General features: G+C 37.6%; 17 protein-coding genes. 9 read left to right on the forward strand and 8 right to left on the reverse strand.

The window, feature by feature from the left end; translation table 11 throughout:
• Nucleotides 1-79: 79 nt before the first annotated feature.
• From ACE1CA_RS11990 to ACE1CA_RS12005, 4 genes are all read right to left on the reverse strand, one after another.
• Nucleotides 80-598: a helix-turn-helix domain-containing protein gene (locus tag ACE1CA_RS11990; RefSeq protein ID WP_413275895.1), complete on the reverse strand. Its 519-nt coding sequence runs from the start codon at nt 596-598 to the stop codon at nt 80-82.
• Nucleotides 595-1,041 (reverse strand): DUF6932 family protein, encoded by a 447-nt coding sequence (locus tag ACE1CA_RS11995; protein WP_413275896.1) that lies wholly within the window; start codon nt 1,039-1,041, stop codon nt 595-597. Before ACE1CA_RS11995 ends, ACE1CA_RS11990 begins: the two co-directional genes overlap by 4 nt.
• Before the next feature lie 93 nt (nt 1,042-1,134).
• Nucleotides 1,135-2,694, reverse strand: coding sequence for a glycoside hydrolase family 1 protein (locus tag ACE1CA_RS12000; RefSeq protein WP_413275897.1), 1,560 nt, complete (start codon nt 2,692-2,694; stop codon nt 1,135-1,137).
• 4 nt (nt 2,695-2,698) lie between these two features.
• The gene (locus ACE1CA_RS12005) at nt 2,699-3,856 is read right to left on the reverse strand and encodes an MGDG synthase family glycosyltransferase (RefSeq protein ID WP_413275898.1); all 1,158 of its coding nucleotides are present in this window, start codon (nt 3,854-3,856) and stop codon (nt 2,699-2,701) included.
• 275 nt (nt 3,857-4,131) lie between these two features.
• Between ACE1CA_RS12005 and kaiC the strand changes: the two genes are divergently transcribed.
• Both kaiC and ACE1CA_RS12015 read left to right on the forward strand, forming a co-directional pair.
• Nucleotides 4,132-5,844 carry a circadian clock protein KaiC gene (gene kaiC, locus ACE1CA_RS12010; RefSeq protein WP_413275899.1) on the forward strand — a complete coding sequence of 571 codons (1,713 nt, stop codon included), beginning with the start codon at nt 4,132-4,134 and terminating at the stop codon, nt 5,842-5,844.
• A gap of 71 nt (nt 5,845-5,915) precedes the next feature.
• Nucleotides 5,916-6,296 (forward strand): circadian clock KaiB family protein, encoded by a 381-nt coding sequence (locus ACE1CA_RS12015; RefSeq protein ID WP_413275900.1) that lies wholly within the window; start codon nt 5,916-5,918, stop codon nt 6,294-6,296.
• A 21-nt stretch (nt 6,297-6,317) separates the two neighbouring features.
• Here ACE1CA_RS12015 and ACE1CA_RS12020 read toward each other — a convergent pair whose 3' ends face one another.
• Both ACE1CA_RS12020 and ACE1CA_RS12025 read right to left on the reverse strand, forming a co-directional pair.
• Nucleotides 6,318-7,064 carry a 5-formyltetrahydrofolate cyclo-ligase gene (locus ACE1CA_RS12020; RefSeq protein ID WP_413275901.1) on the reverse strand — a complete coding sequence of 249 codons (747 nt, stop codon included), beginning with the start codon at nt 7,062-7,064 and terminating at the stop codon, nt 6,318-6,320.
• A gap of 4 nt (nt 7,065-7,068) precedes the next feature.
• On the reverse strand, nt 7,069-8,064 hold the full coding sequence (locus ACE1CA_RS12025) for a glycosyltransferase (protein WP_413275902.1): 996 nt from the start codon (nt 8,062-8,064) through the stop codon (nt 7,069-7,071).
• Nucleotides 8,065-8,540: 476 nt separating this feature from the next.
• On the opposite strand from ACE1CA_RS12025, the gene ACE1CA_RS12030 reads away from it, so the two are divergent.
• The 7 genes from ACE1CA_RS12030 to ACE1CA_RS12060 all read left to right on the forward strand — a co-directional run bounded on the left by ACE1CA_RS12030 (nt 8,541) and on the right by ACE1CA_RS12060 (nt 14,121).
• Complete coding sequence (locus ACE1CA_RS12030; protein ID WP_413275903.1) at nt 8,541-9,776, forward strand: LL-diaminopimelate aminotransferase; 1,236 nt, start codon at nt 8,541-8,543, stop codon at nt 9,774-9,776.
• Between the two features lie 68 nt (nt 9,777-9,844).
• A complete protein-coding gene (locus tag ACE1CA_RS12035) occupies nt 9,845-10,912 on the forward strand; it encodes a DNA-methyltransferase (protein ID WP_413275904.1) in 1,068 nt (355 codons plus the stop codon).
• Nucleotides 10,909-11,796 (forward strand): hypothetical protein, encoded by an 888-nt coding sequence (locus tag ACE1CA_RS12040; RefSeq protein WP_413275905.1) that lies wholly within the window; start codon nt 10,909-10,911, stop codon nt 11,794-11,796. The genes ACE1CA_RS12035 and ACE1CA_RS12040 overlap by 4 nt, the downstream gene beginning before the upstream one ends.
• 38 nt (nt 11,797-11,834) lie before the next feature.
• Entirely contained in the window at nt 11,835-12,146 is a 312-nt protein-coding gene (locus ACE1CA_RS12045) for a DUF2281 domain-containing protein (protein WP_413275906.1), read from the forward strand.
• Entirely contained in the window at nt 12,143-12,526 is a 384-nt protein-coding gene (locus ACE1CA_RS12050; RefSeq protein ID WP_413275907.1) for a type II toxin-antitoxin system VapC family toxin, read from the forward strand. Before ACE1CA_RS12045 ends, ACE1CA_RS12050 begins: the two co-directional genes overlap by 4 nt.
• A gap of 26 nt (nt 12,527-12,552) precedes the next feature.
• Entirely contained in the window at nt 12,553-12,897 is a 345-nt protein-coding gene (locus ACE1CA_RS12055; RefSeq protein WP_413275908.1) for a DUF2281 domain-containing protein, read from the forward strand.
• Nucleotides 12,898-12,963: 66 nt separating this feature from the next.
• On the forward strand, nt 12,964-14,121 hold the full coding sequence (locus tag ACE1CA_RS12060) for a DNA cytosine methyltransferase (protein ID WP_413275909.1): 1,158 nt from the start codon (nt 12,964-12,966) through the stop codon (nt 14,119-14,121).
• On the opposite strand, the gene ACE1CA_RS12065 is transcribed toward ACE1CA_RS12060, so the two are convergent.
• Complete coding sequence (locus ACE1CA_RS12065) at nt 14,084-14,833, reverse strand: hypothetical protein (protein ID WP_413275910.1); 750 nt, start codon at nt 14,831-14,833, stop codon at nt 14,084-14,086. The genes ACE1CA_RS12060 and ACE1CA_RS12065 overlap by 38 nt on opposite strands.
• Nucleotides 14,817-15,062: a helix-turn-helix domain-containing protein gene (locus tag ACE1CA_RS12070; RefSeq protein ID WP_413275911.1), complete on the reverse strand. Its 246-nt coding sequence runs from the start codon at nt 15,060-15,062 to the stop codon at nt 14,817-14,819. Before ACE1CA_RS12070 ends, ACE1CA_RS12065 begins: the two co-directional genes overlap by 17 nt.
• Nucleotides 15,063-15,164: the final 102 nt, after the last annotated feature.

Here is a 15,164-nt window from a genome sequence, read left to right on the forward strand (position 1 = left end):
CAGATAACATTTCCATCTCACAAACAATCTTTCAACAAAACCCGCCCTGATTAGGTTAAATACTCAGATTGGTAACAATTTAAGAAATTTTAGTTTTATTTTTCAGCTTCTCTTTCCGCCATTTCTCAGAAATTTTTTTACCTTCTTCTATTTCGGCAAAATCTATTTTCATAATTGCTGTGGTAAATTCTACGCCTAAAGCTGCGCTGACTTCAAGAAGTTCTCCGAAACTAGCATTTTGATAATCAGTTTTTTCATATTCCTCGATTTGCCGTTCATCAATATCTAATATTTCAGCTAGTTCTTTTTGACTCATTTTCGCGGCGATTCTAGCTTTAATTAAAGCATCGGGTAATTTATTTAGATTTTCTACTTGTATTTGGATTGGGTGAGTGCGATCGCAATTCACCAACCTTTCATATTCAGCAATTTCTGCGTTTAATTTATCCAAATGACACTCTAATGCACTGCGGTTTAGTTCCCATCGCTGAGGATCATTTCTTTTACCTTCCTCATCTTTTTCCATCAATACTATAGATTTTTTAAACTTATCTATCCATTCTTGAGTAACTTGATACTCTAATTCGGTTTTAATCATGGTTCCCACCTTATTAAATCTATAGCTATGATACCTTTCTTATTTCCGCGTCTGTCAGCTTGAAAAAAATCAAAAGAATTAATTCCGTAATCACCTACAGGTTGGTTGCATGGGAAAATCTCGCCTTTATACTTAGCTTTTTGTCCATTCCGATCGTAATGATTGAGTAATTTAGGAGCATTAATCCTCAGATTCTCAATATCTACAGTTTCGTTATCATAACAAGCATCAAAATCGCCAGGTTTGGGTTCGCGGGTAACAAAACTACCATCAATATAAATAGTTCTACAACCTGCTGCTTTTAATTGAGTCATTGCCAATTCTAAACCATCGATCATTCGTTGCCTGGTAAAATTTGTCCCAAACTTCTGTTGAAACTCTTCCCATTCGCAAAAATGAACTCCTGGTGGTAAATTGCCGTTTTCATCGAATTCTGGAATCACTTCTCACACTCATAATATAAATTAAATTAGGTACGTTGTTGCGCTTTAGCGCTCTTATTTAGCGCTGAAGCGCAACAACGTACTTCTTTTTGTTCAATTTTTTAAGGAAATGCTGGGAGAACCAATTTCTTGAATTAATTGTGCGTAAGTTTCCGAAGGTCGATCGCCTAAATGGTCTTCAATTATGCGATCGCTATTCTTAGCAAAATCAATGCTAAAAAGTCCAAACCGAGGTGTATAAGAACCCCATTCATAATTATCAGTTAATGACCAGTGCATATAACCAATTACAGGCACATTTTCATTTAATAACCTTTTGATTTGGTGAATATGTGCTTTCAAAAAATCGCTGCGTTTAATTTGATCTCGACGATAACTAGAAAGACTATTATCAGGTTTGCGCCTTAATGCCATGCCATTTTCGGCAATCATTATCGGATAACCTAATGTTTCAGTATAATATTTGCAGAAAAAGTGTAATCCTTCTGGTAACGATCGCCAATCCCACCATTTACTAGTAATTCCACTCATTAACCAACCGCGAAAATCTTTGGTTTCAAATTCAAAATCAGAAAAATCTGGTAATCGAAAAATGTGCGCGAGAAAGGGATCGTAATAGTCAATAGCTAGGTAGTCGAAGATTTGCGATCGCGCAGATTTACCCAACTCTTCCAGATAAACATCTAAGTTTTTCGGATCGAATATTCGATATCCTAATTTATTAGATACCTGATGCACTAACTTCCCTAAAAAATAAGGTAAATTACGACGAAAAGGCAACTTTTCACGGCTTAAAGCACGGTCTAAGTGTTTGGCATTGTTAACAATGTAATCAGGTAATTCTTGAGGTTTAATTCCTAGTTTTTGATGATTCAATAAATCCCAAATTACTTTTTCCGACCAATATAAATCGCTACAATAAGTATTAAGAGTAACTTGCGGCGTTGTCCAACCTTCAGCCTCATAAAGGTCATGAATCACATTGTAAGCCCGCACATGAGCCGCTAAAATGTGATTGTAACCTTTCATCATTGCCTCAATTCCCATAGCGGAACCAGCGGGAAATTGACCGCTTAAATAGGTATTAGAAAGTAAAATATTTGGTTCATTGATGGTAATATACCAGTTAATTGGCGGCAATTGATAGTAATCAGTTAAGCGGCGATTTATGTGAGTTATTGTAACTCGAACATATTCAACAAAACACTCAATTGTATCTGTTGATAACCAAGCATCTAAACCTAACCATGCTGGATGGGTAAAATGATGTAAGGTAACAATTGGTTCTAATTCATATTGATAACAAGCAGCAATTATTGCGGTATAATTATCTAAAGCATCGCTGTCAAAGGCAGGCGCAGGGGCAATTTCGGGACTAGTAGAAGGTTGAATTCTCGCCCATTCTAAGCCCAAACGGAAGGAATTTAAACCTAATCTTTGGCAGGTTTTAAAGTCTTCTTCATAGCGATACAAAAATTCTGTAGCATCTTTTGTCGGCATTACTTTACCTTGCTTTTCCCAGAGTGTCCAATTATTTTGGGGTTGGGAAAAACCATTGTAACCGCCTTCACTTTGATAACCTGATGTGGCAACTCCCCAGAGGAAAGCTGCATTTTGCTGATTCTTTGTGGGAAGATTTAGAGAAGTTGCCATAGTTTTAAATCTTGCTAGGTTGTAACATTTTGGTGCGCGATCGCCAATCTGATAAAATATGTTCAGCTATGTTTAAAGCTGCACGAGGTTTGCCTAATTCCAATGCAGATTGACGCATTTGAGTTAGCCTTTCTGGGTGGTTTAAAAGATACTTGACTGCTGGCGCTACCATTTCTAATAATCTTAATTGTACTCCGGCACCTGCGGCAGTAATTACATCAGCATTTTGTTCTTCTTGACCAGGAATAGGATCTACAATAATAGTTGGTGTTCCCCTGGCTAAAATTTCGCTAGTAATCAATCCTCCGGCTTTGGTAATAATTAGATCGCTAGCTACAATTAAGTCATCCACATAATCAATTGTGCCTAATTTACGTAATCTTACATGAGTGCTATCTGTTAAATCTGTTAAAGTGTCTAGCAAGTCTTCATTTCTGCCAGCAACTACTACAATTATAGCGGAAGTTAGAGTTTCTAATAAAGAGGAAACGATCGCATAAACTCTTCTACTATTCAGTCCTCCACCAAATAACGTAATTAGTGATAAATCTTGGGGTAAGTGATGACGCGATCGCATTTCTGCTTTAGATTTTGGTTCGCTAATCTCTAGTTTAACCGGAATTCCAGTAACATGAAGAACTGATGGATTTACACCCCGTTGTTTAAGAATATTGGCGCTCAAATCGTTCGGTAAAAAATAACCATCTACACCATAATTTAACCAAGTACTATGAGCAATTAAATCAGTTACAACGACATATTGTGGTTTGCTTACTTGGTCTTCCGGCTCTAATAATTGTAGCAGTCGGCTGGGGATTTGTTGCACGCAGACGATCGCATCTGGCGCAGTTTCCCTAATTAATCTTCCCAAACGTCTGAAGAAAGGAAGTTCTAGTTTCGCCCAAGCTAAATTGCTATCTAAAGACCTTTCTAAATCAGAAATATCACTTCCTTCATATAGAGCTTTGTAAAGTTGCGGCACTTTTTCGCTAGAATTTTTGTAAGCTTGAATAACAGCATTGCGATAAACTAAACTAGCGTAAGCTAAAGCGTCTTCACTCAGCACTTCTATCTCTGGAAAGCGAGAGAAAGCCTGAGTTAAAGCGTTAGCAGCACTAATATGCCCCATTCCTAGTGAAGCATATAAAATCATTACTCGCATTGTTAAGTATCCTCACAAATTTAACTTTCTTATGCTTGAGTAGTTTATAACATATTGGTGAAAAGTAAACAGTTAAAAGAGTAGTCCCTATAACATCAACCTCTATTCTAGGTAAATTTAAGCTGATGATTCAGAGAAACCTAAACAGTAGCATTGAATAATGATAAATACCTGAGATTGCTAATCAATATCACGATTTGAATTTAAATTGCTATAAATTAGAAAGAACAAAAATTCACTTTTAAGATTTCATATAGTCAAATTCTCGATTCATTATGCTATTAGACAGCGAAATTACTAAATCAGACAACAATCAATTACCTAAATGTCCTACAGGAATTCAGGGACTAGATGAAATTACAGGCGGTGGTTTACCTAAAGGAAGACCAACTCTTGTATGTGGAACTGCGGGGAGTGGTAAAACTTTAATCGGTCTTAATTTCCTGGTTTGCGGCGCAATTTCTTACTCAGAACCGGGCGTGTTCGTCTCTTTTGAAGAAACACCGGAAGAACTGATCCAAAATGTCCGTTCTTTAGGTTGGGATTTAAAGGAGTTAATTGCTCAGAAAAAGTTTTTAATCGATCACATCCATATCGATCCTTATGAAATAGAAGAGACGGGAGATTATAATTTAGAAGCTTTATTTATTAGATTAGAACAAATAATTAATGCGATCGGAGCCAAAAGGATAGTCTTAGATACAATTGAAACATTGTTTGTTGGTTTGTCTAATGAGACGATCGTCAGATCCGAATTACAACGTTTATTTCGCTGGTTAAAAAACAAAGGTGTGACAGCAATTATCACTGGAGAAAAAGGAGAAAATACTCTCACCAGACATGGTTTAGAAGAATATGTTGCTGATTGCGTAATTCGTTTGGAGCAACGTATCCAAAATGAAATTTCGACTCGACGTTTACAGATTATTAAATATCGCGGTTCTAGTCACGGTACTAACGAATATCCATTTTTAATTAACGAAAAGGGAATTTCCGTTTTACCTATTACCTCAGTAGGATTAGACCATAAAATTTCTACCGAACGGATCAGTACAGGCATACCTCGCCTTGATACAATGTTAGGAGGTCAAGGATATTTTCGAGGTAGCAGTATTTTAATAACAGGTACAGCGGGAACTGGAAAAAGTACAATTTCTGCTCATTTTGCTCAAGCAACCTGTCTTCGTGGTGAACCTTGTCTTTACTTGGCTTTTGAAGAAGCACCCCAACAAATTCTTCGCAATATGCTGTCAGTAGGATTAGATTTAAGTCTATCTGTCGAGAAAGGTTTACTCAAGTTTCAAGCAGTACGCCCGACAGCTTTTGGTTTAGAAATGCACTTAATTCAAATTAATAATTTGATTAATGAATTTCAGCCAACTGTGGTAATTGTTGACCCAATGAGTAACTTAGTTTTAGGGGGTAATTTACTTCAGTCTAAATCATTTTTTATGCGATTGATTGATTCTTTAAAGAGTCAACAAATTACGGTCATGCTAACAAATTTGGTGACTGGTAGTAGTTCTTTGGAACATACAGAAATAGGCATTTCATCTTTAATGGATACATGGTTGGAACTGCGAGTTAATGAAAGTAACGGAGAACGTAACCGAGTATTATATGTGTTAAAGTCTCGCGGAATGGAACATTCTAATCAGGTGCGGGAATTCGTGCTCACACATCAAGGAATAGAATTAAGAGATGTTTATTTAGGGCAGGGAACTGTGCTGACTGGTACGGCGCGAAATGTGCAAGAAGCAAAAGAAAAAGCTGCTAACATAGTCCGTCAGCAAGAGTTTGAACGTAAACGGCGCGAGTTAGAAAGAAAACAGGCATTAGTTCGATCGCAAATCGAAGCTTTAAAAACCCAGTTAGAAAATGAAAAAGAAGAATTTAAACTAATGATTGAACAAGAAAAATTATATCAGGATGTTGTTTTTCAAGAGCAAATAAAAGTTGCAAATTTGCGACAAGCTGATGAAGATTAGTTACTTCTTCAAACAGAAAGGTAATAGTGAAAAAATGAACACCACATTGAAACTAAACTTAGGCTAGATTTATGGAAAAAGAAGATGTGACGAACTTAGCGAAAATATTTAATAAACCTGTATTAACACACAATAGCGATGAGCGATACTGTTTTCGTTTGTACGTTGCTGGAAGTACACCTAATTCAGGTCGGGCGTTAAAAAACCTGCAAAGAATTGCTGAAAAATATTTTCCCAATAACTACGAATTAGAAGTAATAGATGTTTACGAACAGCCGGAACAACTATTATTAGAAAATATAGTTGCCATTCCCACTCTGATTAAAGATTCTCCCTTACCTGTAAAAAGATTAGTGGGTGATTTGTCAAATACTAAAAAAGTTCTTACTTCTTTAGGTATTTCTTTAAAGAATAAAGAAGTTCACTATAAAAAATTACATAACGATTGGTAAAATAACATCACTGTTGTATATTTACTGTGTAAACTGTTCTTTCAACTTCCTTAAAATTGGTATTTTCCGATATTGTTCAGGGCGAATATTATCCCAATTTAATCCCGAAGGACGAGGATAATTAGAATTAGTTTCGATTACTTCAAAAGGCGTAACAATCCAGTTAAGTGACCAATCATGAGCTTGCATTGGTAAGCGGGAATCTGCGACAATTTGTAATGGATGTACTGTAGTTGCGATCGGAGTATTGGACTGGATTAATCCAAAAGTTTTTAACATCGCCAATTCCAAATCTGCAAAACCTGCACCTTTTCCAGTACGTCCACCATTGCGCGTGACAGCGACACAACCTACAATTACTAAATCAATTGGTTGCATTTCTGCAAAACTGACTAATTGACCGAATTTTAGTGCTTGGCGTGCGATCGCACCTTCACCCAATTCTACATCACATTGACGCAAAATTTCCGCCGTCAACTCCACAAAACAGCGAGTATTTGTTAACTTAGGAACCGCCATATACAAGCATTTTCCATCTTTTAAAGCTTGTAATCTTACCGGAATTTGTGGCGAATCAGGATTACATTTAATAATTTTTGCTTCTCGCCAAATTGGTAACTCCGCCAACTTTTGGGCTGCATTTTCCGCACCCACAAAATTAGGAATATGACCAAAAGGATCGCGAATAGCAGCTTTTTCCTGTTTCAGTAAAGCCCAAATTTCACTTCTTAACTCATCTTTTTCTAAATTGTAGCCACTCCACGCCATTATTTTAACCTCGTATTCTTTTTAAAACTTTATTCAGCAATGTTTGTGTTTTCAGCCTGAAAATTCGCATTTTTGTTAAATCTTTAATCTCACTTAAAAAATTCGGCTTTTGGTCAAAAAATTGATTTATTTCGCCTAAAATGATCTGTAAACGCTTCACAATATTTTCGCTTCTATACTCAGCAAAAAACTGTTCCGGTAGTGTAATATTTTTTGAACCTTTTACCACATTTAAAATCCTTTGTACATCATAATCTTTTGAATAACCAGCGATTTTATGACAATTAAAACCCGGATCTAAATAATCAGAAAGCCCACCATTCACGCTAGAAAAAACCTGACAACCGCAAGCAAGCGCTTCCATTGGTTGTAAACCAAAACCCTCACTTACTCCTTGTTGCGCCCAGTATTCCGCAGAATCGTATAAATAGACTTGCGATCGATTAAAAACCCCTGGCAAATCTTCCACATAAGAATCAATAACTTCTACTTTGCAAATATTTTTCAACGCTGGTATTAACTCTTTAATTAAATAAGTTGAAGATTTCCTCGCTTGTATTAAAATATCAATATCCCGTGATAAACCAAAATTACTAAACTCATCAGAAATTTGATTAGGTAAATAGTAAATCAGAGAATGAGGAGATTTTTGCCCCCAATATCCCAAAGTGTTCCTGCTAACAGTAATAATTGGAATATTTCCCGGAAGTTTAAAGCCGTAACCTGAACTATGAGCATGATAAATTAAATTATAACCTTTCAGCTTAGTGACAAGTTTAGGAACATCAAAACCCCAACTAATTACAAAAATAGCATTATCTAAACTTTGACTTTTTAAAACATCATCAATAAAAAGTTGGTCTAATTCTCTTTGACGATAAGTAACAACATTAGCATCACATATTTGTTGTGCTAACTTCACTGTTTTTAATTCTGCCCAAAGTCCACCACAAGCAAATTTTCCTTTAGTTCCCGGAACTAAAAAATAAAGTTGTCGCATCACACCACCTCAAATTAGTATGTTGTTGCGCTTTAGCGCTCTTATCAAGATTGGTAATAAGAGCGCTGAAGCGCAACAACGTACCTAATCTTAATCTCTTACGTTACTTGAGTTAATATTATTACTTAAAGCGTTAATGAGAAACAATATGGATCATGACTTATTAGCTTTTTGTGGTGGAGTTTGCTTGCTAATACTTTATCTAATTTTTTCGGCGATGACAGAAATGGGGACAAAATTACCTTGGAAAAAATAGGAAACCCCACTGCTAACGGTGGGGAAACACAGCATAGTTTTTTGGGAGACACAGGCATAAGGCTTGTATCGCCACTTAACTATATTCTCGCAAAACTGCAATTTTTGCTACTTCATCCATTAGATTCACCCGATCGGGTAATCTTTACTGTAAGAAGGCAGAAGGGAAATAATTATCTAGATTAGCAGTAAGCTATTTTAGGGCGTTTTTTGCAATTAACATGGCAACCATCAACGACAACTACTTGAAGCTGAAAGCTGGATATCTGTTTCCCGAAATTGCGCGAAGAGTCAATGCTTTTGCTGAAGCTAATCCTGATGCTAAAATTATTCGATTAGGTATTGGTGACGTTACCGAACCTTTGCCGGAAGCTTGCCGCACAGCTATGATTAAAGCTGTGGAAGAAATGGGCGATCGCAACACATTTAAAGGATATGGCCCCGAACAAGGTTATGCTTGGTTAAGAGAGAAAATCGCCGCTAACGACTTCCACGCCAGAGGATGCGAAGTAGACGCTTCCGAAATCTTCATTTCTGACGGTTCAAAGTGCGATACTGGCAACATTCTCGACATTTTTGGCGATAACAATATTATTGCTGTAACCGACCCAGTTTATCCCGTTTATGTAGATACTAACGTAATGGCGGGACACACGGGCGATGCAAGTGAAAAAGGCGAATTTGCAGGTTTAATTTATTTGCCAATCACCGCCGAAAATAACTTTACCGCTTCACTTCCCTCGGAAAAAGTCGATTTAATTTATCTCTGTTTTCCTAATAATCCTACAGGTGCAGTTGCGACGAAAGAACATTTAAAAGCTTGGGTTGATTATGCCAAAGCAAACAATGCAATTATTTTCTATGATGCAGCTTACGAGGCATTTATTACTGAGTCAAATATACCCCATTCTATTTATGAAATAGAGGGGGCTCGTGATTGTGCGATCGAATTTCGTTCCTTCTCCAAAACCGCTGGATTTACCGGAACTCGTTGTGCATTCACCGTAGTACCAAAAACCTTAACCGCCAAAGCTGCCGATGGTTCCGATGTAGAATTATGGAAGTTATGGAATCGTCGCCAATCAACTAAATTCAACGGCGTTTCTTACGTTGTGCAAAAAGGCGCAGAAGCAGTTTATTCCGAAGCAGGCAAAGCACAAGTTAAAGCATTAGTCAGTTTTTATTTGGAAAATGCCCGGATTATCCGCGAACAATTAACATCAGCAGGAATCGCAGTTTATGGCGGAGTAAATGCCCCTTACGTTTGGCTAAAAACCCCAAATAATTTATCGAGTTGGGATTTCTTTGATAAACTGTTACAAAATTGCAATGTTGTAGGAACTCCCGGTTCTGGTTTTGGCGCAGCAGGTGAAGGTTATTTCCGTATTTCTGCATTTAATAGTCGGGAAAATGTGGAAGAAGCGATGAAGCGAATTACCGAAAAGTTTAAGGTGTAATATGAAATTTGGGTGGGCTTTGCTCACCCTGAATAAATAGTTATAAGATGTAGTTGCTAGGTATCTTAATGGTTGTGGGAAGCGAACTTATAGAGAATATAGATAGGGTTAAAGGCTATCTCACCTCATCAGACTTCATACCTCTATTTTTAGAAGCTGATACTTATGCACTTTTGCGTCTATTTCCTGATAATTGCATCGACTGTGTAATAACATCGCCACCTTACTGGGGACATAGAGCTTATGCTAATGGAGGAATTGGGCTAGAGGAAAAGTGGGAAGACTACATTAAAAAACTGCTGCTAATTTTTCATGAGATCAAGCGAATTCTTAAACCTAGTGGTTCTTTCTGGCTCAATATCGGAGATGCTTATCAGAATAAATCTTTAATTGGTATACCTTGGCGAGTTGCCCTTGAAATGACTGATAAGCAAGGCTGGATTCTTCGTAATAGTGTTGTTTGGAATAAGGTAAAAGGCGCACCCGACAACACCAAAGATAAACTCCGAAATATACATGAGCCTTTTTTTCACTTTGTAAAGATAGAACGTTATTTTTATGATGTTGATGCAATTCGCTCAAAACCCAGACAGGCTAAGGTTGTCAATGGCTCCGTAGTTTCTGCAACGGGTGTTTCTGGAGTACGTTATCGACGACAAATTGAATTATCGACAGCACTTAATGATGCTGAACGAACAAATGCTCTCAAAGTCCTTGATGAAGTATTGGAAGAAGTGCGTGTAGGTAAAATATCTGACTTTCGCATGATTATTCGTGGACAACAAAGAACAACACATTCAGACTCAGCAAAAGTTTCTGGACGAGCGCGTGAACTTGCTGAACGTGGTTTCTATTTTCTTAAATATCATCCAAATGGCAGTAAACCCAGCGATGTCTGGGATATTTTGCCAGAAGATACTCAAAAGCGAAAGCTTCACTTTGCGCCGTATCCTGAAGATCTCTGTAAAATTCCAATTCTTGCTACCTGTCCACAATCTGGTGTTGTTCTAGATCCCTTTGTAGGAACAGGTACAACAAGCTTAGTTGCTTATCAATTACAACGAAAATCGATCGGAATTGATGTTTCAGGCGAGTACATTACTATTGCTCGTCAAAGGTGTGGCTTATCCTCATGACTAAAGTTGCCGAATTATATGGAAATTCTACCAATCACTTGCTTCCTTGGAGTGATATTGTATCTAACCAGAACTGTCCTTTTTTAGCTCGTAAATGTCTCAAAAACCGGAAGAGTGAGCCTGAAATTACCATTGGTACCTGTACAGTATCTTATGGTAAACAAGCCCGAAATATTATTATTTGTCCGTTTCGGCTTCTTGAGCGTAGCCAGATCTTTATGGACTGTATTCATCTTTTGACACTGCATGAACCGGGCAATGAACTTCGGATTGTTCCTGAAATTTCAGTCCCCGGAGGTAGCATAGATTATTGTCTTGCTTCTGTACGATCGGGAAAGGTTATTGACTTCGTTGGCATTGAATTGCAAACCCTCGATACCACTGGTACGGTGTGGCCTGAACGCCAACGTTTTCTACAAAATCACGGTATTGAAGTGAGAGATACGGACATTACATCACCAAAGGGGTTTGGTATGAATTGGAAGATGACAGCAAAGACAATTTTGATGCAACTCCACCATAAAATTCACACCTTTGAACATCTCAGTAAACACCTTGTTTTGGTAGCTCAAGATTGCCTTATTGAATATATGCAACGAGAGTTTTCTTTTGAACATATTCAAGATGCTCGCCTGGGAAATCCTATGCACTTTCACTCCTATGAATTGCTTGCTGAAGCTTCAGGTTATCGGATTCAGCTAACACAACGATGGAGTACGGACGCGAATGGAATTGCACAGTGTCTTGGTTTACAGACCAGTCCAAGAGTAGAATTGGAGGCAATGTTGAGACAAATTGAAGAGAGATTACCGCAAAGCACTTTATTATCTGTTGGGCAACCTTTACCTGTTTCTACTCATGAAGACGTTGCGGATGACAGCTAAAGATCTTAGAGAAAGGTGATTTGAAAGAGGCCATTCTTATGACTATTCGTGATAGTGCGATCGCCAAATTACAACAACTTCCCGAACCACTCTTACAGGAAGTGAGTGATTTCATCGATTTTATTAGCCAAAAACATCTTGCCAAAACTGCTGAAAGTCAGAGTAAAGAAAAGCTTATCGAAGCATGGTTAAAATGGTTTGAAGGTGTGGATAACTTAGAAGTAACCACCGCAGAACCAAGCAATAAGCAACTACGACCATTTGGTTTGTGTGCAGGTGAGTTTACAGTTCCAGATGACTTTGATGCTCCTTTGCCGGAAGATCTGATCAACGCATTCGAGGGCAAATGAGGATTTTATTAGATACGCATATTTTTCTCTGGTTCATTAGTGGCGATACTCGATTATTAACGGATGTTCGGGATGCAATTCGCGATCCAAACAACGAAGTCTATCTAAGTTCTGTTTCAATTTGGGAAGCAATTGTTAAGTACCAGTTAGGTAAGTTACCTCTGCCGGAACCTCCCGAAACATATTTACCTAAACAGCGCGATCTTCATCAAATTTCCAGTCTCGCTCTTGATGAAAGTAGTGTAGTTCAACTGGCTAAACTACCACCATTACATCGCGATCCGTTTGATAGAATGCTTATCTGCCAAGCATTACAAAATGGTTTGAGCATTGCGACAGTAGATGCAGCAATTCGTGCCTATTCAGTCAGCATCTTGTAAAGGAAAATAGTATAGAGGCAATTATTATGACTATTCGTGATAGTACGATCGCCAAATTACAACAACTTCCCGAACCACTCTTACAAGAAGTGAGTGATTTCATCGATTTTATTACTCAAAAACATCTTGCCAAAACTGCTGACAGTCAGACTGATGAAAAGCTTGTCGAAGTAAAACAGGAAACTCCGCCAAAATTGAAACGGGGAAATTTATCTCGACTGCGAGGCATCGCCAAAAATTCAGAGGTAACAGACATTGTTGATTCCAAAAAGAATGATTGGTGGTTGAAAGTTGCGGGTAGTTTTGAAAACGATCCTAGCTTTGATGAAGCAGTTCGTCTTGGACAAGAGTGGCGCAAATCTGCTGAATAGGTTGCTAACACTCCACAATGTTCCAGTAAAATTGACAGTTTGTTCCGAATACAATAGTATGCAATTATGGCATACACAATAATTGACTTATTTGCGGGTGCAGGTGGACTAACTACCGGATTTCACCTGGCAGGTTTTGAATCTTTATGTGCGATCGATCTAGAAGCAAAAGCTTTAGCAACCTATCAGCACAATTATCCTAAAACTAAAATTATTCATCAGGATATACGTAAGATCGATCCTTCAGATTTGCGATCGTCCTTAAACTTAAAAAAAGAAGAATTAACAGCATTAATTGGTGGGCCTCCTTGTCAAGGATTTTCCAGAAATATCCCTGCTGATTATCGCTGTCTTGATGATTCTCGTAATCAGTTATATCGGACATTTTTAGAATTTGTTAATGAATTCAGACCTCATTTTGTGGTAATGGAAAACGTGCCTGAAATTTTAAAAGCCTACAATGGTGTAATCAGGAATGAAATTACAGAACAACTTGAATTCCAAGGATATAAAGTTATTTCTGCATCATTAAATGCTGCAAATTTTGGAGTACCACAAACCAGAGCGAGAGCTTTTTTTATAGCAAGTTTAGATAAATTTATTCAATTTCCTGAGCCTACACATTCTGGCGATCTTAGAAGCGATTATAGAACTAAAACATCTAACAATCAACTTACTTTTCTCAAATCAAATATTTCTTCATTTGTCACAGTTAGAGATGCAATTGGAGACTTGCCAACCTTAGAAGCAGGTCAGGAATATAATGGAGTAATTTATCCCATTCCTCCCCAAACTCCCTACCAATCAATGATCCGTAATGGAAGTACGAAACTTACTAATCACATTGCTCGTGCTTTAAGTCCAATTCAAATGTCAAGAGCGCGTGTACTTAGTGAAGGACAAGATGCTAGAGATTTACCGCCTGAATTAGCTCCGAAAAAACATTATAGTGGTGCTTATGGAAGACTTTATTGGGATAAACCAGCACGAACAATTACAAGATGGGTTTTTCATCCCGGCTCTGGTAGATTTTTTCATCCTACTCAAAATCGCACAATTACAATTCGTGAAGCTGCGAGACTGCACTCTTTCCCAGATAATTTTCACTTTTTGGGAACATATACTGAGATGGCTTCTCAAATCGGTGAATCTGTACCTCCGCTTTTAGGTAAAGTAATAGCTTCAGCTATTCTCCAAGCAAACTATCAGGAAGTTGCGTATTAAGTTGATCTTGTAAAGCTGAGAGAACTGTTTGTACATAGCGATCGAGCGTCAGTCGAGTTCGATCTATCCTAATAATAACTGCTTCTTGCGGAATAGTTCTACCTCTAAAAAGTTGCTTCTGATTTTTATACCATACTAACTCTGTTTTACCAGCAATACTTCCTTGTAAACCTGCTCCTGATTTCCCTGTAATTCTATCAACTGTCCAAGCCCATAAAAACATATTTTGATCGAGTGGATTTAGCGAAAATTCGCAGTAAATATATTCGTATCCTTTAATGGTTTTCAGTAGAATGCCTTCATAGCTATTAATAACACCCTGTACCGCCTGATTCGATATAATTTTTTCATTCCAATGTTGCACAATAGCTGCTCCTAATTCATTAGGAGAAGATTGTTCAGTTAAACCAGGAAAACCAAGTTGAACAGCTTTTTTAATAATATCTGCTCTTTGAATAACGAAAAAAAATGTATTTCCAGGTATAAGATTATTTAATTGCAGAGACTTTAGCGACCAACCAGTTGCAGTTGTAATATCAACAGCATCATAAAGAAGTTTGCTACGTCCTAATGCTGGATCTGATAAAGGAATATCTTTAACATAGTGAAAAATTGCTTCCCAAGTATAGTCTTCGATCGAGCCAATTACAGGAGATGCTATGGTAGCAACAATAGCTTGCCTTAATCTTTCAATCTCATTTTCTTTCAGCATCCAAAACTTCCTCTACGGCTCGAAAAAAATCACTCATTGTCAAGCCCAGAGCATTTGTAATGTGATTTATAACTCTCACAGATGGACTTTTTAGTCCTCTTTCCAGTTGGCTAATATAGGTTCTATGCAAACCTGTAACTTCTGCCAAATATTCCTGTGACCAACCTTTTTCTGTGCGACGGCGTTGTATTTCTAATCCTAAAATCCGATCTAAGTTACTGGGCTTCATAAATCAAAATGTAGAGCTTTGAATACAAAAGTTCTACAGACTAAAGTATTCACAGCAATGATTAGTGTTTGCTGACTAGCAAAAAGTTGTAGGCTTCCAGTA

The organism is Floridaenema evergladense BLCC-F167 (assembly GCF_041929205.2).
GTDB lineage: Bacteria > Cyanobacteriota > Cyanobacteriia > Cyanobacteriales > Aerosakkonemataceae > Floridanema > Floridanema evergladense.

Bases quoted from the DNA above. Each gene is read 5' to 3' on its own strand.
- ACE1CA_RS11990 (WP_413275895.1), bottom strand. From the start codon at position 598: ATGATTAAAACCGAATTAGAGTATCAAGTTACTCAAGAATGGATAGAT.
- ACE1CA_RS12000 (WP_413275897.1), bottom strand. From the start codon at position 2,694: ATGGCAACTTCTCTAAATCTTCCCACAAAGAATCAGCAAAATGCAGCT.
- ACE1CA_RS12005 (WP_413275898.1), bottom strand. From the start codon at position 3,856: ATGCGAGTAATGATTTTATATGCTTCACTAGGAATGGGGCATATTAGT.
- kaiC (WP_413275899.1), top strand. From the start codon at position 4,132: ATGCTATTAGACAGCGAAATTACTAAATCAGACAACAATCAATTACCT.
- ACE1CA_RS12015 (WP_413275900.1), top strand. From the start codon at position 5,916: ATGGAAAAAGAAGATGTGACGAACTTAGCGAAAATATTTAATAAACCT.
- ACE1CA_RS12020 (WP_413275901.1), bottom strand. From the start codon at position 7,064: ATGGCGTGGAGTGGCTACAATTTAGAAAAAGATGAGTTAAGAAGTGAA.
- ACE1CA_RS12025 (WP_413275902.1), bottom strand. From the start codon at position 8,064: ATGCGACAACTTTATTTTTTAGTTCCGGGAACTAAAGGAAAATTTGCT.
- ACE1CA_RS12030 (WP_413275903.1), top strand. From the start codon at position 8,541: ATGGCAACCATCAACGACAACTACTTGAAGCTGAAAGCTGGATATCTG.
- ACE1CA_RS12035 (WP_413275904.1), top strand. From the start codon at position 9,845: ATGGTTGTGGGAAGCGAACTTATAGAGAATATAGATAGGGTTAAAGGC.
- ACE1CA_RS12040 (WP_413275905.1), top strand. From the start codon at position 10,909: ATGACTAAAGTTGCCGAATTATATGGAAATTCTACCAATCACTTGCTT.
- ACE1CA_RS12045 (WP_413275906.1), top strand. From the start codon at position 11,835: ATGACTATTCGTGATAGTGCGATCGCCAAATTACAACAACTTCCCGAA.
- ACE1CA_RS12050 (WP_413275907.1), top strand. From the start codon at position 12,143: ATGAGGATTTTATTAGATACGCATATTTTTCTCTGGTTCATTAGTGGC.
- ACE1CA_RS12055 (WP_413275908.1), top strand. From the start codon at position 12,553: ATGACTATTCGTGATAGTACGATCGCCAAATTACAACAACTTCCCGAA.
- ACE1CA_RS12060 (WP_413275909.1), top strand. From the start codon at position 12,964: ATGGCATACACAATAATTGACTTATTTGCGGGTGCAGGTGGACTAACT.
- ACE1CA_RS12065 (WP_413275910.1), bottom strand. From the start codon at position 14,833: ATGCTGAAAGAAAATGAGATTGAAAGATTAAGGCAAGCTATTGTTGCT.
- ACE1CA_RS12070 (WP_413275911.1), bottom strand. From the start codon at position 15,062: ATGAAGCCCAGTAACTTAGATCGGATTTTAGGATTAGAAATACAACGC.